At 41.5% G+C, this 24,310-nt stretch carries 23 protein-coding genes; 14 read left to right on the top strand and 9 right to left on the bottom strand.

Annotated elements, in window-relative coordinates:
* Nucleotides 1–30: 30 nt before the first annotated feature.
* The 3 genes from ACE1TH_RS19445 to ACE1TH_RS19435 all read left to right on the top strand — a co-directional run bounded on the left by ACE1TH_RS19445 (nucleotide 31) and on the right by ACE1TH_RS19435 (nucleotide 4,353).
* Nucleotides 31–1,005: an alpha/beta hydrolase gene (locus tag ACE1TH_RS19445; protein WP_255224842.1), complete on the top strand. Its 975-nt coding sequence runs from the start codon at nucleotides 31–33 to the stop codon at nucleotides 1,003–1,005.
* 171 nt (nucleotides 1,006–1,176) lie between these two features.
* Nucleotides 1,177–3,051 (top strand): molecular chaperone HtpG, encoded by a 1,875-nt coding sequence (htpG, locus tag ACE1TH_RS19440; protein WP_255224843.1) that lies wholly within the window; start codon nucleotides 1,177–1,179, stop codon nucleotides 3,049–3,051.
* 114 nt (nucleotides 3,052–3,165) lie between these two features.
* Complete coding sequence (locus ACE1TH_RS19435) at nucleotides 3,166–4,353, top strand: cytochrome P450 family protein (protein ID WP_255224844.1); 1,188 nt, start codon at nucleotides 3,166–3,168, stop codon at nucleotides 4,351–4,353.
* A 74-nt stretch (nucleotides 4,354–4,427) separates the two neighbouring features.
* Here the strand turns inward: ACE1TH_RS19435 and ACE1TH_RS19430 are convergent, their stop codons facing one another.
* The 5 genes from ACE1TH_RS19430 to ACE1TH_RS19410 form a co-directional block, all read right to left on the bottom strand.
* On the bottom strand, nucleotides 4,428–4,970 hold the full coding sequence (locus tag ACE1TH_RS19430; protein ID WP_099305809.1) for a cysteine hydrolase family protein: 543 nt from the start codon (nucleotides 4,968–4,970) through the stop codon (nucleotides 4,428–4,430).
* A gap of 83 nt (nucleotides 4,971–5,053) precedes the next feature.
* Complete coding sequence (locus ACE1TH_RS19425) at nucleotides 5,054–6,382, bottom strand: short-chain fatty acid transporter (RefSeq protein ID WP_099305807.1); 1,329 nt, start codon at nucleotides 6,380–6,382, stop codon at nucleotides 5,054–5,056.
* Between the two features lie 155 nt (nucleotides 6,383–6,537).
* Nucleotides 6,538–7,749 carry a choline dehydrogenase gene (gene gbsB, locus ACE1TH_RS19420; protein ID WP_099305805.1) on the bottom strand — a complete coding sequence of 404 codons (1,212 nt, stop codon included), beginning with the start codon at nucleotides 7,747–7,749 and terminating at the stop codon, nucleotides 6,538–6,540.
* 33 nt (nucleotides 7,750–7,782) lie between these two features.
* Complete coding sequence (betB, locus tag ACE1TH_RS19415) at nucleotides 7,783–9,255, bottom strand: betaine-aldehyde dehydrogenase (protein WP_375079791.1); 1,473 nt, start codon at nucleotides 9,253–9,255, stop codon at nucleotides 7,783–7,785.
* 144 nt (nucleotides 9,256–9,399) lie between these two features.
* Nucleotides 9,400–9,957 carry a GbsR/MarR family transcriptional regulator gene (locus ACE1TH_RS19410; RefSeq protein WP_099305799.1) on the bottom strand — a complete coding sequence of 186 codons (558 nt, stop codon included), beginning with the start codon at nucleotides 9,955–9,957 and terminating at the stop codon, nucleotides 9,400–9,402.
* Nucleotides 9,958–10,118: 161 nt separating this feature from the next.
* Between ACE1TH_RS19410 and ACE1TH_RS19405 the strand changes: the two genes are divergently transcribed.
* The 7 genes from ACE1TH_RS19405 (at nucleotide 10,119) to ACE1TH_RS19375 (ending at nucleotide 17,079) form a co-directional block, all read left to right on the top strand.
* On the top strand, nucleotides 10,119–10,973 hold the full coding sequence (locus ACE1TH_RS19405) for a glycine betaine ABC transporter substrate-binding protein (protein WP_099305797.1): 855 nt from the start codon (nucleotides 10,119–10,121) through the stop codon (nucleotides 10,971–10,973).
* Between the two features lie 152 nt (nucleotides 10,974–11,125).
* Nucleotides 11,126–12,916 (top strand): L-lactate permease, encoded by a 1,791-nt coding sequence (locus ACE1TH_RS19400; protein WP_375079790.1) that lies wholly within the window; start codon nucleotides 11,126–11,128, stop codon nucleotides 12,914–12,916.
* A 12-nt stretch (nucleotides 12,917–12,928) separates the two neighbouring features.
* Nucleotides 12,929–13,648, top strand: coding sequence for a (Fe-S)-binding protein (locus tag ACE1TH_RS19395; protein ID WP_099305793.1), 720 nt, complete (start codon nucleotides 12,929–12,931; stop codon nucleotides 13,646–13,648).
* Nucleotides 13,649–13,653: 5 nt separating this feature from the next.
* A complete protein-coding gene (locus ACE1TH_RS19390) occupies nucleotides 13,654–15,081 on the top strand; it encodes a LutB/LldF family L-lactate oxidation iron-sulfur protein (protein ID WP_099305791.1) in 1,428 nt (475 codons plus the stop codon).
* Entirely contained in the window at nucleotides 15,078–15,767 is a 690-nt protein-coding gene (locus tag ACE1TH_RS19385) for a LutC/YkgG family protein (RefSeq protein ID WP_099305789.1), read from the top strand. Before ACE1TH_RS19390 ends, ACE1TH_RS19385 begins: the two co-directional genes overlap by 4 nt.
* Nucleotides 15,768–15,817: 50 nt before the next feature.
* Nucleotides 15,818–16,558 carry a FadR/GntR family transcriptional regulator gene (locus ACE1TH_RS19380; protein ID WP_375079789.1) on the top strand — a complete coding sequence of 247 codons (741 nt, stop codon included), beginning with the start codon at nucleotides 15,818–15,820 and terminating at the stop codon, nucleotides 16,556–16,558.
* A gap of 44 nt (nucleotides 16,559–16,602) precedes the next feature.
* The gene (locus ACE1TH_RS19375; RefSeq protein WP_141556838.1) at nucleotides 16,603–17,079 is read left to right on the top strand and encodes a GNAT family N-acetyltransferase; all 477 of its coding nucleotides are present in this window, start codon (nucleotides 16,603–16,605) and stop codon (nucleotides 17,077–17,079) included.
* Between the two features lie 431 nt (nucleotides 17,080–17,510).
* On the opposite strand, the gene ACE1TH_RS19370 is transcribed toward ACE1TH_RS19375, so the two are convergent.
* On the bottom strand, nucleotides 17,511–18,956 hold the full coding sequence (locus ACE1TH_RS19370) for an esterase/lipase family protein (protein ID WP_375079788.1): 1,446 nt from the start codon (nucleotides 18,954–18,956) through the stop codon (nucleotides 17,511–17,513).
* A gap of 147 nt (nucleotides 18,957–19,103) precedes the next feature.
* Between ACE1TH_RS19370 and ACE1TH_RS19365 the strand changes: the two genes are divergently transcribed.
* Genes ACE1TH_RS19365 through chrA form a run of 4 tightly spaced genes read left to right on the top strand, consistent with a single transcriptional unit; the run spans nucleotide 19,104 to nucleotide 21,691 of the window.
* A complete protein-coding gene (locus ACE1TH_RS19365) occupies nucleotides 19,104–19,772 on the top strand; it encodes a futalosine hydrolase (RefSeq protein WP_255224849.1) in 669 nt (222 codons plus the stop codon).
* On the top strand, nucleotides 19,741–20,571 hold the full coding sequence (locus tag ACE1TH_RS19360; protein WP_375079787.1) for a 1,4-dihydroxy-6-naphtoate synthase: 831 nt from the start codon (nucleotides 19,741–19,743) through the stop codon (nucleotides 20,569–20,571). Before ACE1TH_RS19365 ends, ACE1TH_RS19360 begins: the two co-directional genes overlap by 32 nt.
* A gap of 8 nt (nucleotides 20,572–20,579) precedes the next feature.
* On the top strand, nucleotides 20,580–21,158 hold the full coding sequence (gene chrB / locus ACE1TH_RS19355) for a chromate efflux transporter ChrB (RefSeq protein ID WP_255225349.1): 579 nt from the start codon (nucleotides 20,580–20,582) through the stop codon (nucleotides 21,156–21,158).
* Nucleotides 21,155–21,691: a chromate efflux transporter ChrA gene (gene chrA, locus ACE1TH_RS19350; RefSeq protein ID WP_375079786.1), complete on the top strand. Its 537-nt coding sequence runs from the start codon at nucleotides 21,155–21,157 to the stop codon at nucleotides 21,689–21,691. Before chrB ends, chrA begins: the two co-directional genes overlap by 4 nt.
* Before the next feature lie 24 nt (nucleotides 21,692–21,715).
* Here chrA and ACE1TH_RS19345 read toward each other — a convergent pair whose 3' ends face one another.
* The 3 genes from ACE1TH_RS19345 to ACE1TH_RS19335 form a co-directional block, all read right to left on the bottom strand.
* Nucleotides 21,716–22,303, bottom strand: coding sequence for a GNAT family N-acetyltransferase (locus ACE1TH_RS19345; protein WP_176554491.1), 588 nt, complete (start codon nucleotides 22,301–22,303; stop codon nucleotides 21,716–21,718).
* A gap of 80 nt (nucleotides 22,304–22,383) precedes the next feature.
* Nucleotides 22,384–23,145: a MerR family transcriptional regulator gene (locus ACE1TH_RS19340; RefSeq protein WP_375079785.1), complete on the bottom strand. Its 762-nt coding sequence runs from the start codon at nucleotides 23,143–23,145 to the stop codon at nucleotides 22,384–22,386.
* A 95-nt stretch (nucleotides 23,146–23,240) separates the two neighbouring features.
* Nucleotides 23,241–24,296, bottom strand: coding sequence for a hypothetical protein (locus ACE1TH_RS19335; RefSeq protein WP_375079784.1), 1,056 nt, complete (start codon nucleotides 24,294–24,296; stop codon nucleotides 23,241–23,243).
* Nucleotides 24,297–24,310: the final 14 nt, after the last annotated feature.

Below are 24,310 nucleotides of genomic sequence, written 5' to 3'. Positions count from 1 at the left end.
TAGACCGATGAGTGCAGGAGGAAACGTACGATGAAAAAAAAGACAAAGATTACTTTATGGAGTGTTGGAGGAGTGGTGGTTCTTATTGGTGGCGCTCTCGTGGCAGCAAGCTATTATTTATTTGATATGGCTGTCGCAAGAGACACGAATAACTTTGACATTTACGCAGGTGAAGAAGAAGAGGAAGAAGCGGAAGATGAAGTTGAAAATATCGCTGAGTTAATGGAACGTGGGGAAGAGTGGCTTTCCACTCAAGATGCTGAAGTGCTGGAACAAATAACAGATGACGGATTAACGTTATACGGACGATATATTGCGAATGAAGAACAAACCGGGAAATTAGCTTTACTTTTACATGGTTATCGAGGCGAAAGTGATCAAATGGGGTTAGCTGGAGCGATGTACTATGAAGAGGGCTACGATTTATTTTTGCCAGATGCACGTGCCCATGGTGAAAGCGAGGGACAGTATATCGGTTTTGGGTGGCCAGAACGAATCGATCAATTAAACTGGCTTAATAAAATTATTGAAGAAAAAGGTGCAGATCAGATCGTTATTCATGGTGAATCAATGGGAGCAGCAACAGCACTCATGATAGCTGGGGAAGATGATTTGCCACAACAGGTCAAGGCTGTGATTGCGGATAGTCCCTATACGTCTGTGGATGAAGAACTGTCGCATCAAATGGAACAATTATTTAATATTCCGAGCTTTCCTTTACTCCAGATGGGGAGCGCGATAACGAATATTGCGGCCGGCTACACATTTGGAGAAGCATCTGCTTTGAAGCAAGTAGAGAGTGGGACACCACCGTTATTTTTTATTCATGGGCTAGATGACGATCTTGTTCCGACTCACATGTCAGATGATTTGTATGAACGAGCGGAAACTGATGAAAAAGAAATCTGGATTGTAGAAGGTGCCGACCATGTTGGGGCGAAATTCGAAGAACCGGAAGACTATGAGGAAAGAGTTTGGTCGTTCATTAATAAGCATGTTGAATAAGACGTACTCAACCCGATTGGCGTAATCGTCAATCGGGTTTTTTAAAGTTAATCTTAAACGATCTTTTGATAAGCTATTGACGTGATTGGTAAATTCGGTAAAATAAGAATGGAGTTAGCACTCGAGGTCGCGGAGTGCTAAAAAGGTGGATATTGAGAAGGAGTGTACAAAATGGAAAAGAAACAATTTCAAGCAGAATCGAAACGTTTGCTCGAGATGATGGTCAATTCAATTTACTCTCAAAAAGAAATTTTCTTACGCGAACTGATTTCCAATGCAAGTGATGCCATTGATAAAATGTACTATCGCTCGCTTACTGATGAAAGTCTAGCATTTGAGCAGGACAAGTATGCGATTTATATTGAAGCGGATAAAGATGCGAGAACGTTAACGCTCCATGATACAGGTATTGGCATGACGAAAGAAGAGCTTGAAGCGAATTTAGGCACGATCGCTAAAAGTGGATCACTCGCATTTAAAAAAGAAAACGAAATTAAAGATGGCCATGATATCATCGGTCAGTTCGGCGTCGGTTTCTATGCGGCATTTATGGTAGCCGATCAAGTCGCTGTCGTGAGTCGTTCCGTTGATAGTGAGCAAGCATACTTGTGGCAATCAGACGGGACAGACGGCTATACCATTGAACCGTCCGAAAAAGAAGAGGTTGGAACTTCCATTACGCTTTACTTAAAAGAAAATGGAGAAGAAGAATCATTTGATGAGTATTTAGAAGAATATCGCTTGAAGCAAATCATTAAAAAATACTCTGATTTTATTCGCTATCCAATTAAAATGACTGTGACTGTAAGCAAGCCGCAGGAAGACAATGAAGAAGAGTACACAGAGTTTGAAGAAGAACAAACGATTAACAGCATGATTCCTATTTGGCGTAAAAATAAAAGCGAACTAACTGATGAAGATTATGTTCAGTTTTATCAAGACAAGCGCTATGGGTTTGACAAGCCGCTTGAGCATATTCATGTGGCTGTGGACGGCGCAGTTCGCTACAATGCGATTCTATTTATTCCTGAAAACACACCGTTTGATTACTATTCAAAGGAATTTGAAAAAGGGCTAGAACTTTATGCGAACGGCGTCTTAATTATGGAGAAGAGCGCAGAGCTCGTACCAGATTATTTTAGCTTCGTTAAAGGGATGGTCGATTCGGAGGACTTATCACTTAACATTTCTCGTGAGATGCTCCAGCATGATCGTCAGCTTCAACTAATCGCAAAAAACATTAAGTCTAAAATTAAGAGTCAGTTAAAAACTATGTTGAAAAAAGACCCTGAGAAGTATGATACTTTTTACAAAGCATTTGGTCGTCAATTAAAATTTGGTGTTTATAATGACTTTGGTGCAAATAAAGAGGACTTGCAAGACTTACTCATGTTCTATTCATCAACTGAGAAGAAGCTCGTCTCCCTAACTGATTATGTGTCGCGTATGAAAGAAGACCAGACTCAGATTTACTATGCGACAGGAGACTCGGTTGAGCGAATTGCAAAATTACCACAAACGGAAATGGTAGCAGATAAAGGATACGAAATTCTTTACTTTACGGAAGATGTTGATGAATTCGCGATCAAAATGTTACGTGAATACGACGGGAAAGAGTTCGTTTCCGTTTCAAGCGCTGACTTAAAAATGGATGAAGATGAGAAAGAGCAAGAGGAAACAAGTCAAGAAGACGCAGATATGTTTAGTAAGATGAAAGACATTCTGGCAGGAAAAGTAAAAGACGTTCGTACTTCTAAGCGTTTAAAAACGCACCCGGTCTTTTTGGCTGCAGATGGTGAAATTACGATCGAGATGGAAAAGGTACTTCAAGCGATGCCGGACAATCAGCACGTGAAAGCAGAAAAAGTGTTGGAGTTAAACGGCAACCATGACGTCTTTGCTTCTCTGAAGCAGGCATATGGTCAAGATGAAGAGAAATTTGCGCTTTACACGAACCTTTTATATAGTCAAGCGTTACTGATTGAAGGTCTTCCATTAGAAGATCCTGTTGAGTTTACAAAAGATATGTGTAAAGTAATGGTATAAAGTATGTATGAAGGAAAGAGGGTCAATTTGTTGATCCTCTTTTTTATGCAGGAAAAAAGAGAACAAAGTGCGAAAGGAGCATAGAGACTTTTATTTGGAAGGGGTAAGCTCTGGATGTCTATTTCACTAAATAACAAAGCGTTTCATCAATCTCCTTATGAAACGTATAAAGAAATTCGAAACCATGACGAATTTGCCAAAGTAAAGCTGGTAAGCGGGTTAGCAGATTCATGGGTCGCTTTTTCCTATGAAGCGGCAGAAGCTGTATTAAAAGACAATCGGTTTGTGAAAGACCCAAGAAATGTTTTTCCAGATTTACATGAGTCAGAGCTGTTACCTATTTCGCACAGTATGCTGTTTGCTGATCCTCCTGATCATAAACGATTACGCGGGCTTGTGCAGCGGGCATTCACTCCTAAAATGATTCACCGTTTACAAACTCGCATTGAGAAAATTGCACAGGAGCAAGTGGAACAAATCAAGGGAAAAGGTCGAGTGGATTTAATTGCTCATTATGCGTTTCCGATCCCAATCATAGTCATTTGTGAATTGCTCGGTGTGCCGGCAGAAGATCGGCTAGATTTCCAGCGTTGGTCGAATACAATGGTTGAGTTAAATGAAGACCCGGCGTTTTCACAGCAAGTTCAAGAGCAAATGATTGAGTTCCAGCAGTATATCGAGCAATTATTAGTTGAGAAACGAAGACAGCCTGAAGAGGATCTGCTGTCTGAACTCATTCGTGCTGAAGAAGATGGGGAGCGTCTTTCTATTAAAGAGTTGTATGGAGCAATCATGCTAATGATTGTTGCTGGTCATGAAACGACGGTTAATTTAATCGCCAACGGTATGCTCGCATTGTTTACAAATCCTGAGCAGATGACAAAGTTAAAAGGAGATTTCACTTTAATTGACGGTGCGATCGAAGAAATTTTGCGTTATAACGGTCCAGTGGAATTTAGTACAGATCGTTATGCAAGCGAATCGTTCACGTTTATGGGAAAACAACTGCAAAAAGGAGATCATGTCCTCGTTTCCCTTGCTTCAGCAGATCATGATTCAGCGGTATTTACAGAACCTGAATCATTTGACATCACACGTAAAAAAAGTCCACATCTTGCTTTCGGAAAAGGCATTCACTATTGTCTAGGTGCGCCTCTCGCACGTTTAGAAGGGAAAATTGCGATCCAGACATTGCTGCAAGCTTTTCCAAACATGTCGCTAGATGCCTCTTTATCGGATTTGGAATGGCGACAAAGCTTTGTTATTCGGGGATTAAAGGAACTTCCGGTTAAGGTTTTATAATCGTACTTATGAAAACAAAACACGGCAACCGCAATCAAGCAGTTGCCGTTGTGCCAACTAATGGCTTAAGTCATTCATTCAATGACGTCGGTATGAAAACAACGTTTCATATGATCCATCATCATTTCCCCAAGGTCTGTAAAAGTAGCGGTTCCTTGTTTATAGGTAACGGTATGAAACCCTTCAGCATCAGCACCGGAAACGGTTGAAAATACGCAGATGTCAGTAGCGACTCCAACAACATGGACGGTACGAACATTAGCATTTCTTAAGGTTTCACTTAAATGTGTCTGAAAGAAGGCGTTATAATTTGTTTTCGGGCAATCTATGACTTTTTTATTCTGTTTATTTGCTTGATACCAGTCGTAAAGCTCACCGTACAATTGTTGTCCTTTCGTTCCAATCACATTGTGCGGTGGCCACAAGTCAAAATGTGAATCATTAGGCATGTGCGCATCCATCGCTACAACGACAAAGTTCTCTTCTTTTAAAAAGGCGTCTGCTAAATCCCTAATATAAGGGACAATCATTTGTCCTGCTGTCCCCACTGTTAATGGTCCTTCATCAGCGATAAAATCATTGCTCATATCGACAATAATTAAAGCCTCTTTGTGCATAATCATCAACTCCTTAACATCTCTAATTTAACGATTCAAGGCATAAGCCAAAGCTTTTCGTAGACGTTTAACCCTTATGTTTGTTAAAGAAACAATAACCCAATCGAGATGGGAATAAACGACCAAATTAATAAGACCAAGCAAAAACCCATGATATCTCGAACTTTTAATCCTGCAATCGCTAATACAGGTAATGCCCAAAACGGTTGAATCATATTTGTCCACGCATCTCCCCATGCCACAGCCATAGCCACACGGGCTGTATCGGCGCCAAGCTCAATAGCAGCAGGGATCATAATCGGTCCTTGTACCGCCCATTGTCCTCCGCCAGATGGAACGAAGAAATTAATAATACCGGCACTGATGAACGTTAAAAAAGGCAAGGTTTGTTCAGTTGAAATTTGCACAAACCATAGGGCAATTTGATCAGATAGGCCAGAAGCAACCATCATGCCCATTATTCCAGCATAAAAAGGAAACTGAATAATAATGCCACCTGCATTTTTTACGCCTTCTGTTACAGAATTAAGCAAGCGTCTAGGCGTTCGGTGAAACAAAATACCGAGGAAGAGCATCGTGAAATTGACGATATTGATCGTTAAATCGAGCCCATTATTGATAAAGTGAGTTACAACAAATAGTAGTCCAGCACCGCCAATAAGCAATGAAAGCAGTGAACTATTTTCCAACCGTTCTGCAGGTGTTAAAGTAGCATCTTTCGTAACTGCAAGTTCGTCTTGTGGTTCAGTTTCTAGAAAGAGGGGGTCTATGTACGTCTTTTGTTTAATTGATTTCAGCGAAAGATAGTTGAGAACTGGTAAAGTAGCAATAAGTGTACTTACGATAAACAGATTATAGGGGGTTAAGAGGGTTTGTGTAACAGGAATAACCCCTAAGGAATCAATTAAAAAATGGTCGGAACTGGCAATGGTTAGTGGAATCGATGCCGATAAACCCCCGTGCCACACAAGAAATCCACTATATGCAGCTGCAATTAGAATGCGATAGTCAACAGTCGGCACACGCTTGACTACATGTTTAGCAAAAAGGGCGCCAATGACAAGACCGAAACCGTAATTAATAAGACAGGCAATTGAAGCAACGAGAGTAACGAGAACGACAGCTTGACCAGGGGTGTTCGCTAGTAAAGCGAGTCGCTTCATTAGTGTTGCCATTACCTTTGTACTAGCGAGGATATATCCTGTTACGACAATTAAAGTCATCTGCATTGTGAAAGCAAGTAAATCCCAAAATCCGCCTCCCCAATATTGAACCATATCCATAGGAGTGCTACTAGTCAAGCCAACCCCTAGTATGAACACAATAATCGTTAATAAAATAGCAAAAATAAATGCATCGGGTAAATAACGTTGGACAATCCGGTCAAAAAAACGAATGATCGCTCCAAACACAGCAAAACCACCTTTCTACTCTTTATTTAAATGTATGCGCTTTCTTATACGTTATAGTAATCTTTCTGAAGAGTCAATGAATGGATTGCCATCCAAAAAAAGCCCCTCTCAACCTTTTGAGAGGGGGGGTTGGTTATAGACGATTGATAGGAAGACTAGCGTACTGTGCTAGGTACTTTGTTGAAGCAACGATCATAAATCCAAACATAATCTTTTTTCGTTAAATCACGAGGGTTTCCGATCGTTTGTGGATCTTTTAATGCCTCTTCAGCCCAGCGATCAACTTTGTTTGGATCTACACCTTGAGCTTCAAGTGTTGGGACTTCTAGTTCTTCTACAAGATCATACATGTACTGAACCGCTGCTTTTGCGGCTTCCTCGGTTGTCATGTTCGCTGTGTTAATGCCGAATGCTTGGGCAATACGAGCAAAACGTCCTGGCGCGCCTTTCCAGTTAAATTCCATAACAGGTCCCATCATCGCTGCAACACATTGACCGTGTGCGACTGGAACAATGCCGCCTAATGACTGACTCATAGCGTGGGCAGCACCAGCAGACTCGCTTCCGTAAGATAATCCAGCTAGCATCGCAGCTTGAGACATGCCGTAACGCGCTTCTAAGTCATCGCCATCGGAAAACGCGCGACGAATGTACGTAGCAGCATACTCGATTGCAAGAAGAGCAACCGCATCTGTTACAGGTTGTGCATACTTCATTGTATAACACTCTACAGCGTGAGCAATCGCATCAATACCTGTCATTGCTGTTACGTGTGGAGGCATGGACGTATGCAATTCTGGATCAATAATCGTTAAGTGAGCTGCAATTAACGGCCCGCCAGTATTAAACTTGTATTCTCTCTTTTCATCTGTAATCACGGCCCACTGAGTCACTTCAGAACCAGTTCCTGCAGTTGTTGGAATGGTAGCTAGAGTAGGAATACGGTTCTCTAATGGTTTTTTACCATCAGCTGCTTCATAATCAAGAACAGAACCTTCGTGAGATACTTCAACCCCGATGGCTTTTGCCGTATCCATGGAAGATCCTCCCCCAACAGCGACAAGCCCATCACAATCATTTTCTAGATAAAAGGCAGAACCACGAGCAATTAGTTTTGTCGGCGGGTTTGGTTCTACTTCATTAAAGAGGACAACTTCCACACCTGATTCTTTTAAACTCTCTTCAACAGGTTTTGTAACGCCAGCTTTATAGATTCCTGGGTCTGTCACGAGAAGAACTTTCTTTGAACCGTACGCTTTCATTTCTTCTCCAAGGTTTTTAATCGCACCAATCCCGTGTTTAATTGCAGTTGGTACCTCAAATGTGTGATAGCCTAACATTGATTCTACTTTCATGTGCATACTCATATGAAAATCGCTCCTTTTTTCTATTTATGATTTTTAAGACTGAAACCAGTTAACTGGTTGCGGGTTTTTGTTGCGGAATACATGCTTTACTTCTGTATACTCTTCTAATCCAATTTTCCCCAATTCACGACCGAAGCCTGATTGCTTATACCCGCCCCAAGGTGCTTGGGCAAAGTAAGGGTGGAAATCGTTGATCCATACAGTTCCCATTCGTAGCTTGCTTGCGACATCTTCGGCTTTATCAATATCGGAAGAAAAGACAGCGCCAGCTAATCCGTAAATTGTATCGTTTGCTTTTGCAATCGCATCCTCTTTCGTAGAGAATGTTTCGACGGTCAAGACTGGACCAAATACTTCTTCTTGAACTATGCGCATTTCATTTGTGCAGTTTGTAAAGATGGTCGGCTCTAAGAAAAAGCCGTTTTGTAGTTCGTCGTTTTCAGGGCGTTTCCCACCTACAGCGAGTGTAGCACCTTCATCTAAGCCAATTTGGATGTAGTTTTCTACTTTTTCACGGTGCTCTGCAGAGATAAGTGGACCTGATTCGGTTGCTTCATCAAAGCCGTTCCCTAATTTAATTCGTTTCGCACGAGCAATTAATTTTTCAACAAATACATCGTGAATGGATTCTTCGACAAGTAATCTTGAACCGGCGGAACATACTTGTCCGGCATGGAAGAAGACTGCATTTAATGCTTGATCAACAGCCGTTTCAAAATCTGCATCAGCAAACACGATATTTGGGTTTTTTCCACCAAGTTCTAGCGCTATTTTTTTGACGTTGCCGCTTGCTACTTGCATGATTTTTTTACCTGTTTCAATTCCACCAGTAAATGAGACTAAATCAACATCATGACTTTCTGCTAATTCAGAGCCGACTTCCGCGCCTGTACCTAAAACAAGGTTCACAACACCCTCAGGGAAACCTACTTCTTCAAAGAATTCAAAGACCTTTGCTGTTGTAAGAGGCGTAATTTCACTTGGCTTAATCACAAGTGTATTTCCTGCCGCTAAAGCAGGGGCTAATTTCCAAGCTGCTTGTAGTAAAGGATAATTCCAAGGTGTAATTTGTGCACAAACTCCAATAGGTTCGCGAACGACTTTACTAGTAGAGTCTGGGATTGGGCTTTCAATCACTTCGCCGCCATCTTTATCGGCTAGACCCGCAAAGTAGAAAAACACATTTGCGATATCATCCATATCCCCAAGGCTTTCCTCGATTGTCTTACCAGTATCTAGCGTTTCTAAGCGAGCAAGCTCCTCGCGTTCATCTTTAATTTTTTGACCAACGAGGCGAACCATTTCGCCGCGCTCACTTGCTGGCATTTGCGACCAGTTTCCTTCGTCAAACGCTTTTCTAGCTGCTTTAATTGCCCATGCTGCATCTGCTTTTGATCCTTCTGCCGCTGTGGCAATCTCTTCTTGATTAAAAGGATTAATAATGGACCGAGTTTGCTGTTTTTCTGCATCAATCCATTTACCGTTTATAAACATTTGAATATGCATGAAACATAACCGCCTTTCACTTTGTTTAAAATATATTAAACGATTTATACAAAATACACTTTACCATCCGTATTTTTTGTTGTCAAAGGAAAAGGTAAGGTAAAAAAAGCTTACCAACAAGAAGTTGATAAGCGCAGCGGTCTTTTAGTTATTGTCTTTTTTATATTTTTCGATTAGCTCGGCTGCTAAATTTCCAGTTCGAAATTGAGTGACGAGTAAATCCAAGAATTCATAGTACGCAATAGAAGAGTGGATTTTGTCTAGTGTAAAAGCAGCTTCATTTCGAATTTCCTCAGGATAGGTCTCATCTTTAATTACGGCTTCATAATGTGGGACCGCTTCTTTAATTGCACCCATATTCACGTCCCGCTCTCGTTCCCAGCGTCGTGTGAAAAAAGAAGTAAAGAAATTAAAGAAATCCTGCTCGGCTTCATAGAGATCTTTTCGTTCTCCCTTTCGGTACACACGGTGAATAATATTTTCTTCCAGCAGTTTTCGAACACCGATGCTCATACTACCTTTACTCATTCCTAGTTCATCACGCAGTTCATTTAAATTCATTGGCTCATCACTTAAATAAAGGGTAGCGTAAAGTTGTCCAATCGAACGATTTACTCCATATATATCCATCGTGTCTGCAATACTATCTTTTATAATTGCGTGAATGCGATCAAGATCATCTCGAGCTTGTTCCTTGTCCATGCACATGTCTCCTTCGTTTTTAACAGTTACGGATAACAAAATAACGGCTTTTTATAGTGTAAGCGTTTTTGTTTGACAGATCAATTTGCTATGTTACGATATATCTAATTCATTTAATTCATTCTAAACAAATTTTACAAAAAGAAACGGAGAGATGCAAGTTGAAAAAGAAATTTTGGCCAATCGTTGCTATTGTACCATTTACTTTGGCGGCATGTGGAGATAATAACGGTGAAGCTGAGTCAAATAAAGAAATTGAACTCACGTATGTGGCGTGGGATTCAGAACTTGCATCAAACTACGTCTTAAAAGAAGCATTTGAGCAGGCGGGGTATGATGTAACGTTAACAGTAGTCGAGCAAGCGATTATGTGGCAAAGTGTCGCAGACGGAAGCGTCGATGGACATGTTGCTGGCTGGCTACCGGATGATATGCGTGCTGACTATGAACGTTATCAAGATGAGATTGTTGATTTAGGTCCGAATCTAGAAGGCGCGCAAACAGGTCTTGCTGTGCCAACCTATATGGATGTAACGAGTATTGAAGAGTTAAGCACAGATGTTGTTTCAGAAATTACAGGTATTGATGCAGGTGCGGGAGTAGCCATTGCTACGGAAGAAGCAATTGAGGCTTATGATTTGGATTTAGAACAGACGCTCAGTACTGATGCATTTATGACGCAACAACTTGGCGATGCTTATGAAAACGAAGAACCGATTGTTGTTACAGCCTGGGAACCGCACTGGAAATTTAATTCGTATGACTTACGTTTTCTAGAAGATCCCCAAGGAATTTATGCAGAAGATGGGGAAATTCGTACGATTGTTCGTGAAGGATTAGAAGAAGACGATCCAGATGCTTTTCGCATTTTAGATCAATTTTACTGGACAGCTGATGATATGAATGAAGTCATGCTTTATATCGCAGAAGATGGAATGGAAGCAGAAGAAGCAGCTCAACTTTGGGTTGAAGACAATCAAGACGTCGTCGATGGATGGTTAGAAGGCGTTGAATAAAGCTGGTCAAGCGCATGCTTCTTTGCATGCGCTTTTTAATTTGTTCAAAAAACTCCTTGCCAAAGGAAAAAAACTCCTGTATATTGTAAGTGCTTACATAAGGTCATCTGATGACCTTATGATATAATGGATGAGTAAGAGGAGGAAAGAACATGGATACAGGTTGGCTTTCTTTGATTGCACTTACGCCAATTCTATCTGTTCTATTATTTTTAGTTATTTTAAAATGGCCTGCTAAAAGGGCAATGCCACTAGCGTTTATCATTACCGTTTTTGTAGCTTTCGTGGTTTGGCAAGTGCCGACAAATCAAATTGCAGCTGCAAGTATGAATGGTGTTGTGACGGCTTTAGAAGTATTGTTTATTGTTTTTGGTGCTGTATTAATGCTAAATACGTTGCGAGAAAGTGGTGCCATTCATACGATCCGACAAGGATTTATGAACATCTCTCCCGATCGCCGAATCCAAGCCATTGTTATTTGTTGGTTATTTGGTTCTTTCATTGAAGGTGCTTCTGGGTGGGGGACACCTGCTGCCATTCTCGCGCCTTTACTCGTGGCTGTTGGTTTTCCAGCTATGGCGGCAGTGATGGTTGCATTGATTATTCAATCAACGCCTGTTTCATTTGGTGCAGTTGGTACACCGATATTGGTCGGTGTAGGCAACGGTTTATCTAGTCAATCGAATGTGGAAGAAACCGCTTCTTCGTTAGGAATGTCATTTACTACATATATTCAATCGATTGGTGGGCAAGTGGCCATTTTTCATGGAATTATTGGACTGTTCATTCCGCTGATGATGGTGATGATGCTGACTTTGTTTTTTGGTGAGAAAAAATCCATTCGTTCTGGACTGCAAGTATGGAAGTTTGCCCTCTTTGCAGGCGTAGCATTTACAGTTCCTTATGCGCTTGTCGCAAACTTGTTGGGACCAGAATTCCCAGCATTATTTGGTGGATTGATTGGGTTAGCGATTGTCATTCCAGCAGCAAAAAAGGGTTGGTTTATGCCAAAAGAAACATGGGATTTCGCTCATACATCAAAGTGGGATCCGGAATGGATGGGAAAATTAACAGCAGATCGATTGGTTCAACCAACGATTTCTCCTTTTAAAGCATGGCTCCCGTACATTGTGATTGGCTTTTTACTTGTATTAACAAGAATGGATCTGTTTCCATTTGGAAATTGGTTAAAACAAGTGTCGATCCAAGTGAATCACCTGTTTGGAACAGACATTTCTGTGGAAAGCACGCCGCTCTTTTTACCTGGCTTTATTATGATCTGTGTATCTCTGATGAGTATCTTTCTATATCAAATGAATAAAACACAGTATCAATCAGCGCTCTCACAATCAACAAAAATGATTATTAGTGCTGCGCCTGCTTTGTTATTCTCTGTACCACTTGTACAAGTATTTATAAACTCAGATGTAAATGCACTTGGCTATGAAAGCATGCCATTACTGCTCGCGGCAACTGTTTCTTCACTAACAGGTGAAAGTTGGCCTCTTATAGCGCCCGCAATTGGTGCGCTTGGCGCATTCGTAGCAGGAAGCAATACGATTAGTAATATGATGTTTTCGCTTTTTCAATTTGGCACAGCAGAAAACGTAGGCATTACTCCTGGAACAGTGGTGGCTTTACAAGCTGTTGGGGGCGCCGCTGGAAATATGATTTGTGTACATAACGTCGTTGCTGCATCTGCAGCGGCAGGAATTGTTGGAAAAGAAGGCGTATTGATTCGTAAAGTCATGATTCCACTCACGTATTATTTAATTTTTGCAGGTGGGTTAGGGTATGTAGCGATCCACGGATTGGGCTTTAATAGTGGAACGTTTATCGTACTCGCTGTGCTCGTGACATTCACTATATTAATTTTAAAATTTGGACAAAGCAAAGGGTCACTAACGTATAAAAAAGAAAACAAAAAGAGTTCGAACATGTAGGAGAGGATGTTTATGAAAGTCTCATTATTTGTAACATGTCTTGCGGATGTGTTTTATCCAGGGGTTGGGAAGGATACGGTTGAAGTTCTTGAACGACTTGGATGTGAAGTTGATTTTCCTGAAGCGCAAACGTGTTGTGGACAACCAGCATTTAATAGTGGCTATCACGAAGATACAAAAAAAGCGGCAAAGCATACAATTGAAACATTTGCGCATTCCGACTATGTCGTACTGCCGTCAGGGTCGTGCGCGGCAATGGTCCATGAATATGAAGGCTTGTTCCATGACGAGCCCAAGTGGCAACAAAAAGCACACGCCTTGTCTGAAAAAACGTATGAGTTTACGCAGTTTCTTGTGCGTGTGTTGAATGTTAGAGATGTAGGAGCATGCTATCAAGGAACGGCGACGTACCATACTTCTTGTCATATGACACGCTTATTAAAAGAAAAAGAAGCACCGATGGCGTTACTTGAAGAGGTCGATGGGCTGGAATTAAACGAATTACCAAACAAAGAAACGTGCTGTGGGTTTGGTGGAACGTTTTCTGTGAAGATGCCGACGATATCAGAGCAAATGGTAGAAGAAAAAGTGCAGCATATTGAAGAAACAGGAGCAGACGTGTTGATTGGTGCAGACTGTGGCTGTCTTATGAATATTGGTGGGCGAATCGAACGCAATGGTCAACAAATAAAAGTAAAGCATATCGCACAAATTCTAAATAGCAAGGAGTGACGAGCATGGGGATTAAAATTGGAAATCCGGCGTTTTCCAAGCGAGTCGAAGAAGGATTAGGCAATTCATTTATGCGTCAAGCTGTCACAGGAGCGCAAGAACGGTTAAAAACATCAAAATCAAAGGCTGAGGTAGAGCTCGGTGATTGGGAAGAATGGCGTAATTTATCGGAAGAGATTCGTACGCATACACTTGAAAACATCGATTATTACTTGCATCAGTTAAGTGAAAACGTGACGAAACACGGAGGACACGTCTTTTTTGCGCAAACAGCGGAAGAGGCGAATGCGTATATTAAGAAAGTGGCTGAAGACAAGCAAGCGAAGAAAGTCGTGAAATCAAAGTCGATGGTGACCGAAGAGATTAGTATGAACGATGCGCTAGAAAGTATTGGCTGTGACGTCGTCGAGACTGACCTCGGGGAGTACATTTTACAAATCGACGATCATGACCCACCCTCTCACATTGTTGCGCCAGCGTTGCACAAAAACAAAGAACAAATTCGCGACACCTTTAAAGAAAAAAAGGGCTATACGAATACAGAAAATCCGCAAGAACTGACGCTATTTGCTCGCGAACAGTTGCGAAAGGAATTTCTTTCTGCTGATCTTGGTATCACAGGCTGTAATTTCGCGGTTGCAGAATCAGGAAGTATTTCTCTTGTAACGAACGAAGGGAATGCACGGCTTGCAACAGCATTGCCGAAAACACAAATTACGGTGATGGGGATGGAGCGTGTTGTTCCGACGTGGGAAGAACTCGACATTTTAGTGAGCATGTTGTGCCGGAGTGCGGTAGGACAAAAATTAACAAGCTATGTAACGGGATTAACAGGAATCCGTGAAGAAGGGGACGTTGATGGACCAGAAGAATTCCACCTTGTCATTGTCGACAATGGCCGGTCGAAAATTCTAGGCACAGAGTTCCAAGCTGCGCTTCATTGCATTCGTTGTGCGGCATGTATAAATGTTTGTCCAATTTACCGTCACGTTGGTGGTCATTCGTATGGATCGATTTATCCAGGACCAATCGGCGCAGTGCTTACACCGCTGTTAGAAGGGTACGACGACCATAAAGATTTACCATATGCCTCTAGCCTTTGCGCAGCATGTACAGATGCATGTCCTGTTAAAATTCCGCTGCATGAAATGTTGATTCAGCATCGACGTATTATTGCAGAAGAAAAACGCACGCCGAAATCAGAAGCGCTTGCGATGAAAGGATTCGGGGTTGGCGTGAGCTCACCTACCCTTTATAAAATGGGCACAAAAATGGCGCCAATGATGATGTTCCCGTTTGTTAAAGATGGGGCCATCGTTAAAGGACCAGGTCCTTTAAAAGGTTGGACAGACGTCCGTGATATGCCAGCGCCGTCAAAAGAGCGATTCAGAGATTGGTACGCAACACGCAAAAAAGGAGGAGGTCAAGCATGATTCAACAGCGTGAATCTTTCTTAGATCATGTAGCGGCTCAACTTGGTCGACCACGGAAAACAGAAGGTGTGGTCCGCCCAACATACAAGCACGCTCCGCAAAAAAATGTGATGGCTTCCTACTCGCAAGATGAACTAGTAGCTGTTTTAAAAGACCAATGTCTTGCGATTCATACTGATTTTAAAGAGACATCGATGAGTGAATTAGGGCATACTATTCAAGAAGTGATGGAAGAATATGCTGCTTCGTCGGTGATGACGTGGGAGGATCCTCGGTTTCATGAATATGGGTTAAGCGATTTTATCAATCAGCCACATGTGAATGTTTGGGAAACCCATGCGGATAATCGATCCATCGAGCTTGCTGAACAAGCAGATGTAGGGATTACGTTTAGTGATTGTACATTAGCGGAATCAGGAACAGTTACACTTTTAAGTGGAAAAGGAAAAGGGCGATCCGTATCGCTACTTCCTCGTTATTACATCGCAATTATCCCAAAAAGTAGTTTAGTGCCGAGGATGACGCAAGCCACACAACAAATTCACGAGATGTCCCAACAAGGTAGGGTTCCTTCGTGTATTAATTTCATTTCAGGGCCAAGTAATAGTGCCGATATTGAAATGAGTCTCGTTGTCGGTGTGCATGGTCCTTTAAGAGCGTGCTACATTCTAGTAGATGATAAATAAGGCTGGTGCACATGCACTAGCTTTTCTTCTGTATGCTATACTAGCAGTAGATGAAGCAAATGAGGTGTCTTCAGTTGGCATTTAAACAAGTGAAAACAAAGAAAATCTCTGAAGTCATTCGGGATCAGCTAGAAGAAATGATTCGCAGTGGTGCACTTCAACCAGGTGAAAAACTAGATTCTGTTGAGAAACTCTCAGCAAGCTTTGAAGTCAGTCGTTCTGCCGTTCGAGAAGCACTAAGTGCGCTTCGTGCGATTGGACTTGTAACAATTCGACAAGGTGAAGGAACGTTTGTAAATAAATATGATTTCTCCAGTATGGTTGACCCAGTCGGTAAGCGGAGAATCTTATCCAATAAAGAAAAACTAGAGCTTTTTCAAGTTCGGAAAATTATTGAAGTGGGTGCAGCTTCATTAGCAGCTGAATCAAGAACGTCCGAACAGTTGCAGCACATAAAAGATGCCTTGGATCGGATGGAAGTAGCCGAAGAAGGTTTAGACTTAGGGGAAAAAGCAGATGTTGATTTCCATTTAGCGATTGCCGCCGCAGCTTCAAATGATATTCTTTATGATATGATGACAAAGCTATCGGATACATTTTCATTAACGATGTATGAAAGCAGGAAGAAAAGCTTATTTAGTGAAGTTCAATCATTAAAACGACTGCATCATGAGCATGAGCAAATTTATAAAGCAATAAAAGCGAAAGATGCAAGTGCCGCGAACCAAGCCATGATGGACCATCTCGTGAAAGTTGAGCAAATCTTGCTTCATGATGATAGACAATCTTAATATCAAGGCGTCGTGTCCACAAATGTGTGGGGCTGCGCCTTATTTTGCAAACGAGAAAAGAATGGAGCGGCACAATGGAGTGGAAAGTGAAAGCATTTCAAGAATTATCAGCAAATGAATTATATGCCATTATACATGCTCGAGTAGAGGTGTTTGTGGTGGAACAACAAAGCATGTACCAGGATTTAGATGGATATGATGTACATGCAACGCACTTGTTTCTTCAAGATGAAGACGGTTCGATACAAGCGTATGCGCGAATGCTCGAAAGTGGAATCATCTATGAACAAGCGACGATTGGAAGAATTTTGACGAGAGATAAAGGAAGAGGCAGAGGATTAGGTCATGTTATTATGCGTCGTGCCATGGCGTTTTTGCAGGAAGATAAAGGAGAAACTGCCATCCGATTACAAGCGGAATATTATATTCGTGGTTTATACGAACAGTATGGCTTCGTTCAAGTGTCAGACATTTTTATAGAAGATGGAATTGAACATATTTATATGGACTTATGTGAGTAACACAAGTAAGAACAAAGAGCGTGATATGACTACAATGAATGGACGCTTTCACCACAAATATAAGCAAGCCCGCCACCAAAATTTCTAAGGAATTGGCAGTGCCTGTGAAATAAGGGGCTCAACTGAACCCCCAAGGCAAGCGCCCGCCAATTGAATACATTTTAACAAGAAATAATAACAGGTAGTAATCGTCAATTAAACGAATGATCGCATAAATCTTGTTTGTACCATTCGTCTTGCTAATTGGCGACGACTCCAACGGGAACAGCACGTGTCCGAAGACAATGAAGCGTTTTTTGCGGAATGGCTGAGGCCGTGCCCGTGGAAAGCGTTCGCCAATTCAGCTAAATCGTTTGTCTCTTTGAAATAATCTCGAGTAATAACATTCATTCATTTATTTTTAAAAATGGATTTCTCGTAAAATTCGCTCGTTAGTCAAAAATGTTTCCTTTATTGTCTACATAGATATGCTCAATAACCGTTCGTTCAAATGGCGTACCGTCTTCCGTTACACCTTCATAATCAGTCGTAATCGTTTGGGAAGCGTTTTTCGCAGCTGGTAGTTGGAATGAGTGAACAGAATCTACTGATTCGTTCTCTATTTGTAGCTGGTCGTTTATGTGAATGGAATACATGACATCGCTCGGATCTGCGTCAAAAGCTTGTGCGACATCATCTTCGGTTTGATAGTCGGCTGATAATCCACCTTCAATTGTAGCAATCGCTACGAACCCACCTTCAGTAGCGCTGTTCATTTCTAAAGTCCATGTCCCGCTTTCAGGTTGATCGAGCTCAATAAAATGACTATAAGCGCCTGCAAACATGCTTTGCGCGTGCTCTTTTTCAGTTGCTTGAATGGAGGTTTCTACTCCATCAGGCGAGACAAGCTGCATAGCAGGCATTTTTTCATGGGCTAATACAGAGAACGTGACTTTATCAATATCCTTTTCTAGTTGAAAAGATTGAACCGTTTCTCCTGCTAGTTCTCCACCACGTACAATCATCCCTGTATCGCTAGAAGATGAATCCGCTTTTTCTATTTCGTTTGCTAATTGTGGCTGTAAATAATGAAAAACACGATGTCCCTCTGCAATGGCATAATGATCGAGAGATAAAGAAGCAAATTCATTTGCATAAGATAGTCTTGAGCTATCTACAGTAACGGCTCCATCATTCGTTCCATAGCCACTTAAGTAGAGACCACCAAAATAAAGAGACGTCCCAAATGATCCCCATGAGCGTCCTGATAATGTTTGGAACGGAACAGAATTGGCTGAGACTAATTGATCGGTTTGATTACGAAAATGGGCCATTGTTCCTGTACGGAGGGAATCGGTTCCTGGTGAACGCATGCCGATAATGCCAGCAAGCCATCCAGCCCAATTGCTATAAGCTAAGTTTGCTAATTGACTTCCATGATGGGGCGTCCCAAGCGTAAACACTTCCTCTACATATTGTTCCGCATCGTAATGGAGTAGCGCAGTTTGTGTGTCAACGCCGCCTTTACTATGTCCAACAATCACAATTTTTTCGCCAAAATGGTCATACATTTCTTTTAATTTGTTTGCTAACATCTCACCATTATCCCAGTAAGACTGGTCAGGGTATAAATTGATAAAAGCGGTAGGGTGACCGGCATCTTGTGCTTTTTTGTACATGTCATTTGGCTCAAACCACGTTGATGCAGATCCGGTTAGACCGTGGACAAATAAAATTGGGCTACCCGTTTTCACTTGAGGAGCGTCGCCAATATACCATGTACCTGGAGGGGCGGATGGATCAGGTTTTCCTTTACTAAACCCATATGATAGATTAGGTTGAATAAAGAACATGACAAGAATCAGTGTTAAACTTAGTACACTTAATTTTTTTATCAATAGGCTCACCTCTTTTTCAAGATTTACTAAAAGGTATGCGTAAAGAGGCTTGACATGTCTGATTTTCTTACAATGCATTCCTTCAGCGTAGCAAAGAATTTTATGCTATACTAATTTGTTAGAATCGTTAGAAAGGCATGATGACTCATGATGGATAAGCATCCGCTGTTGGTCGCTGTTTCAGTAGAGCAAGAAAAAGAAGCGCTCCAACAAGGGTTGGGAAATGATCAAGATGTTGATGTAATTGTATGTGGAGTAGGATTTGCGGCTGCTGCAGCAAACACAGCGAAACAGTTAGCGTTAAAACCATACCGTGGCGTAATAAACGTAGGGATAGCTGGCGGTTTTCCGGAAAAAACGGCAATGGGGTCAATTGTTGTCGCAACTGAAATCATTGCTCCAGAAATAGGTGCAGAGTCACCAGACGGTTTCCTCACCATTGATGAACTTGGTTTTGGAACACAAAAGGAAGAAGCGATTGTTGATGATTTTTTCGTTGGGAAACTTAGTGAAACACATACTGTGCAAAAGGGTGTCATTCTCTCTGTCTTAACTGCAACTGGAACAGAGGAAACGTACCGTAGACGATTAACATTAGGTGCGATAGCAGAAGCGATGGAAGGCTATGGTGTAGCGGCTGCTGCGAAGTCTTTTAATCTATCATTTTCAGAGATAAGAACCATTTCAAATGAAGTCGGCATACGAGATAAGTCGAAATGGAATTTCCCACTAGCATTTGCTGGAATTAAACAGATTGGTCGTACGATAAAGGAGGTTGAACAGCATGAATATCGCATTTTCTCCATGTCCCAATGATACATTTGTATTTTATGCTTGGGTTCACGGAAAAATTGAAGGAGCCCCACCATTAAACGTCACCTATGCAGATATTGACAAGACAAATTATTGGGCGATTGAACAATCAGGTCCTGAAGTGATGAAAATTTCTTACGCCGCGCTTCCGTATGTATTAGACCACTATCAGCTCATCCCAAGTGGAGGCGCATTAGGTCGAGGTTGTGGGCCTCTAGTGTTAACGAAAGAAGCGCAATCCGTTGAATCGTTAGAAGGAAAAACCGTCGCGGTCCCTAGTGATCGCTCAACGGCCTATCTTCTGTTTCGTCTGTGGACGGAACAACAATTAACAAATAATGAGATAACAATTAAGGTGATGCCATTTGAAAAGATCATGCCAGCTGTTAAAGAAGGGCAAGTTGATGCAGGCTTAGTTATCCATGAAGCGAGATTTACGTACCATGAATACAATCTTCATCTTTTGCAAGATCTTGGAGAATGGTGGGAACAAGACACAGGTGCACCGATTCCATTAGGGGCTATTATTGCGAAACGCTCTTTAAATAAACAGCAGTTAACAGACTGGGCGACAGCATCTGTGGAATATGCGTGGAACGCACAAGAAGAAACAACGAGCTACGTGATGGATCATGCGCAAGAACTTTCTAGAGATGTGGCGGCACAGCACATTGATTTGTATGTAAATGAGTTTACGAAACAACTCGGTGAACAAGGCTATGAAGCGATCGAAAATTTACTAGGACGGGCAATGAAACAAGGGCTTGTTCCCTCTTTTGATTTAACAAAAATTAGAAATTAAAAAGGAGAATCGAAGTGGCGTATAAACAACTGGCATTAGCGATGCTTCGAACAGGGATTTTTGGATTTGGCGGCGGCCCTTCGGTTATGCCGCTCTTCCGACATGAAGCTGTGAATACATATAAATGGATGAGTCACGATGACTTTGGTGAAACGTTAGCAATTGCAAATACGCTACCGGGACCGATTGCGACAAAAATGTCCGCTTATTTAGGCTATCAACAAAAAGGATGGTTCGGTGCAGTTTGGGCGACGCTTTGGCATATCCTGCCTACAAGCCTTGCCATGATTCTCTTATTTTCAGTGGTTGATTTGATTAGTGGCTCTGCCGTTATTGCAGGAATGATCGGTGCGGTGACCCCTGTCATTGCCGTCTTGTTAGGGCAGATGGCGTATGATTTTGGCAAGAAAGCCGTACAAGGGTTTGGATGGGTAATGGGGATTGGTACATTTATACTTGCGTTTGTTTTGTTACAAGGGTTTAACCTTCATCCAGGTTTTGTCATTATCGGATTCATTATTTATGGCCTGTTTCATTATCGATTAGTCGATAAATGGCGCAGACGGCAAAAAGGAGAATCGGAATGACGATTTTTTACTTATTTTATGCCTTTTTTATTGCGAATTTACTAGGTTATGGTGGTGGACCTGCTTCGATTCCGCTGATGTTTGAAGAAGTGGTCAATCGATTTGGCTGGTTATCAAGCGAAGAGTTTAATAATGTACTAGCTCTAGGAAATGCGTTGCCGGGGCCAATTGCAACGAAAATTGCTGCGTATGTAGGGTTTAGCGTAACGGGATGGGGAGGTGCGGCCATTGCACTTGCTGCCACGATTATTCCTTCAGGAGTTGCGATTATCTTATTAATGAATGTTTTGCAAAAACATCGTCATTCACCAGTTGTAAAAGGACTTTCACTTGCCGTACAACCTGTCATTTGCATGTTAATGCTTCTACTAACTGTCACTATTTTTAGTGACGCCCTTGAATCAATTGGCTGGATTCAATCAATTGTTATCGCAGGGGTTGCATTCATTCTATTATCAAAAGTAAAGGTTCATCCCGCTCTTGTTATTCTTATGGCTTTTGCATATGGGGGAATTGTTGTTCCTTTGCTATAACGCGTAAAACCATCGACATTATACTTACGTGTCGATGGTTTTTTTATGAAACGCAGAACGAAGCATTGCATAGACACATGTATCGGCGTATCCGTTAGATAACGTGGCGCGTTCATTTTCCTTTAAGATCGCTTCAAGCTTAAAGTCTAACTTTTCAGCTACGGTTCGGCTTTTTTTGTTTAAAGGATCACATCGTAATTCTAAGCGGTGAACGCTTAATTGATTAAAAGCAAATGGGAGTAAAGGTTTAATTGCTTCGATCATATACCCTTTTCCTTGATACCGTGAATCAAGCCAGTAGCCAATTTCCATTCGCGGAACACTCCATTTAATTTCGTGAAACCCGACCGACCCAATAAAAGCAAGGGAATGTCGCTCGAATAAATGAAAGCGTAAATCATGCAAATCAATAAATTGTTGATAGGCAAATTGAACGGCCTCTTCGGCTTGCGATACAGTTGTTATTTGGTTCACCCATGGTAGCCATGGGGATAAATCCGCTTTTGAAAACTGGACTGATTCAAATAGCTTTTCCCCATCTCCTTTCAGAGGAGGTCTAATTAACAAACGATTTGTATGAAAAGAAGGTAAGGACGGGGAATACATGTTCATTGGCATTCGCCCCCAGTAAGTTCATCGTCCTTATGCATATGCAACGTAGAACTTGGCTTATGAACGCGCTTGAACGCTTATCAAGTCGATGAAAAAACGTTTGTAACGGCATCTCTTAGTAGTCGTGCGCCGTTTTTTGCAAATTGATCGTAATACGTTTTAAATCGCTCATCTTCTATATAAAGTTGAGCTAAGCCAACATGCGCTTGTGGGCTGTATGTTGGCCAGGAATATTGAAGCCATTGTTTGTGCAGGTTCGCGATCCGCTCTTGGTGATCCTGAGTTATGGCAGAAGCAAGCGACGCTTCTTGCAGTTGCTTCTTTAAATCTTCTTCTATTTTCAACATCATTGAATATTGATCTTCCGTTAGTTGTAGCTGTTTACGGTTTGCTTCGTCGACGATTTGGTCTCCGTAATGGTGGCGAATCTCTTTGCCATATATCCGTTCATTATCATGAACACGCTGTTGTTTAAAAGCAGAGAATCTTTGTTCATTTGACATCTTGCTTCCCCCTTGTTTTGCCGCCAATGTTTGATCAAGTGTTTCAATAAGATGATCCAATCGATCTCGCTTTTTCTTTAAATTTGCTCGATGCTGTACAAGCATGTCTTCATCATTCATGTTCGCGTCTTGTAACAATGATTTTATTTGTTCTAAGCCAATGTCAAGTTCACGATAAAAAAGAATATGCTGTAAACGATCCACTTCATGCTGCCCATACACACGATAACCAGATGAACTCGCTCTTCCAGGTTTCAGTAAATCAATCTGATCATAATAGCGCAATGTGCGAGAACTAACTCCAGCAAGATTGGCTAATTGCTGAACGGTATATTCCATCGTCCATTTCTCCTCTCATCATCACTCTAAAGGTTTACGTAACGTCAATGTCAACATGTAATGTACCAAAAAAACCAAACTGTTATGCAGTTTGGCTACTCATCGTTATGCGGAAACACGTTATCCTCAATGTGTTCGTCATCTTTAAGATCGCGTTTGTGTAAACTGAATGCATTCCCATCACGATAGGCGCTTGAGCGTTTGACGTAGTAAAGCATGTTAGTTGATGTAAGGTGAAGGGATTCAATTTCATTGCCGCTGACGCCCATTCTGTCTCCTTCTTCTTCATTTTTATAAGAATACAGAACAAGGTCATAGTCATACATGTCATCCCCATCGTGGTAATTTAAAATCGTTTGATAAATGAGGCCGTCTTCAACTTGCACAAAACTGGTGATGGGTTCTGATTTTTCTGGATCTGAGACAAGCTCTAGATCAAGTTGTTGTTCTGTAGGATCGGCCATGTAAATTCGTTCAGTTGACTCAAACATGGATTCAGCTGTCCAATTTCCCTGATCATCTGGCAAAATCATCATGAGTTTTCCGTCTTCAGTTGCTTGCATAGAACCGGGAGCGGCGTATGAACCTTGATAGATTTCCTCAAGATCCCCATTGTTTACACGGTAGATAGCGGTTTGATTCCCTTCCTGTTCTTCTGGTTCTGATTGTTGAGTAATATTCTCGCCAGTTGCGATGAGTTGTTTGCTAGAAGGAACATAGGCTAAATCTTGAAGAACCCCACGAGCATCCGCAACATTGACCACTTCGTTTGTTACTAAATCAATGAAATAGATCGTACTATAAGCCAATTCAGAAGAGGTTTCATAAGGATCATTACCATCTTCATACCCTGTTGTCTGAATGAAAGCAGCAGTATGGTCTTCCATAAAAACAGGGCTAGTTATTTGAGTATTTTCATCCGATTCAAATAGAGTGGTGTCATCTTCTTCATTTGCTAAAAGGAACAGTGACTCGTGTTCATGTTCTTTTACGACAACTAACACGTCTTCCAAATCGTTCACATCGTACTCTCCAGTAAAAGCGGGTTGTGCATCTTGAGTGGCCGTGACGAATGAACCAACTGTGATGAATAGAATGCATGATACGGTTAGAGTTCCTAATGAGAGTACGAGCGTTTTTTTATTGCTCATAAGTAAAACCTCCA

The organism is Shouchella sp. JSM 1781072 (genome assembly GCF_041949915.1).
Lineage (GTDB): Bacteria > Bacillota > Bacilli > Bacillales > Bacillaceae_D > Shouchella.
This window is presented reverse-complemented; position numbering and strand designations above follow the sequence as displayed.

Excerpts from the sequence above, each read along its gene's own strand:
- ACE1TH_RS19395 (WP_099305793.1), top strand. The coding sequence starts at position 12,929 with ATGAAAGTCTCATTATTTGTAACATGTCTTGCGGATGTGTTTTATCCA.
- ACE1TH_RS19335 (WP_375079784.1), bottom strand. The coding sequence starts at position 24,296 with ATGAGCAATAAAAAAACGCTCGTACTCTCATTAGGAACTCTAACCGTA.
- ACE1TH_RS19435 (WP_255224844.1), top strand. The coding sequence starts at position 3,166 with ATGTCTATTTCACTAAATAACAAAGCGTTTCATCAATCTCCTTATGAA.
- ACE1TH_RS19345 (WP_176554491.1), bottom strand. The coding sequence starts at position 22,303 with ATGAACATGTATTCCCCGTCCTTACCTTCTTTTCATACAAATCGTTTG.
- ACE1TH_RS19380 (WP_375079789.1), top strand. The coding sequence starts at position 15,818 with ATGAAGCAAATGAGGTGTCTTCAGTTGGCATTTAAACAAGTGAAAACA.
- betB (WP_375079791.1), bottom strand. The coding sequence starts at position 9,255 with ATGCATATTCAAATGTTTATAAACGGTAAATGGATTGATGCAGAAAAA.
- ACE1TH_RS19445 (WP_255224842.1), top strand. The coding sequence starts at position 31 with ATGAAAAAAAAGACAAAGATTACTTTATGGAGTGTTGGAGGAGTGGTG.
- ACE1TH_RS19340 (WP_375079785.1), bottom strand. The coding sequence starts at position 23,145 with ATGGAATATACCGTTCAGCAATTAGCCAATCTTGCTGGAGTTAGTTCT.
- ACE1TH_RS19385 (WP_099305789.1), top strand. The coding sequence starts at position 15,078 with ATGATTCAACAGCGTGAATCTTTCTTAGATCATGTAGCGGCTCAACTT.
- chrA (WP_375079786.1), top strand. The coding sequence starts at position 21,155 with ATGACGATTTTTTACTTATTTTATGCCTTTTTTATTGCGAATTTACTA.
- ACE1TH_RS19365 (WP_255224849.1), top strand. The coding sequence starts at position 19,104 with ATGATGGATAAGCATCCGCTGTTGGTCGCTGTTTCAGTAGAGCAAGAA.
- ACE1TH_RS19360 (WP_375079787.1), top strand. The coding sequence starts at position 19,741 with ATGAATATCGCATTTTCTCCATGTCCCAATGATACATTTGTATTTTAT.
- ACE1TH_RS19390 (WP_099305791.1), top strand. The coding sequence starts at position 13,654 with ATGGGGATTAAAATTGGAAATCCGGCGTTTTCCAAGCGAGTCGAAGAA.
- ACE1TH_RS19400 (WP_375079790.1), top strand. The coding sequence starts at position 11,126 with ATGGATACAGGTTGGCTTTCTTTGATTGCACTTACGCCAATTCTATCT.
- gbsB (WP_099305805.1), bottom strand. The coding sequence starts at position 7,749 with ATGAGTATGCACATGAAAGTAGAATCAATGTTAGGCTATCACACATTT.
- ACE1TH_RS19430 (WP_099305809.1), bottom strand. The coding sequence starts at position 4,970 with ATGCACAAAGAGGCTTTAATTATTGTCGATATGAGCAATGATTTTATC.
- ACE1TH_RS19410 (WP_099305799.1), bottom strand. The coding sequence starts at position 9,957 with ATGGACAAGGAACAAGCTCGAGATGATCTTGATCGCATTCACGCAATT.
- htpG (WP_255224843.1), top strand. The coding sequence starts at position 1,177 with ATGGAAAAGAAACAATTTCAAGCAGAATCGAAACGTTTGCTCGAGATG.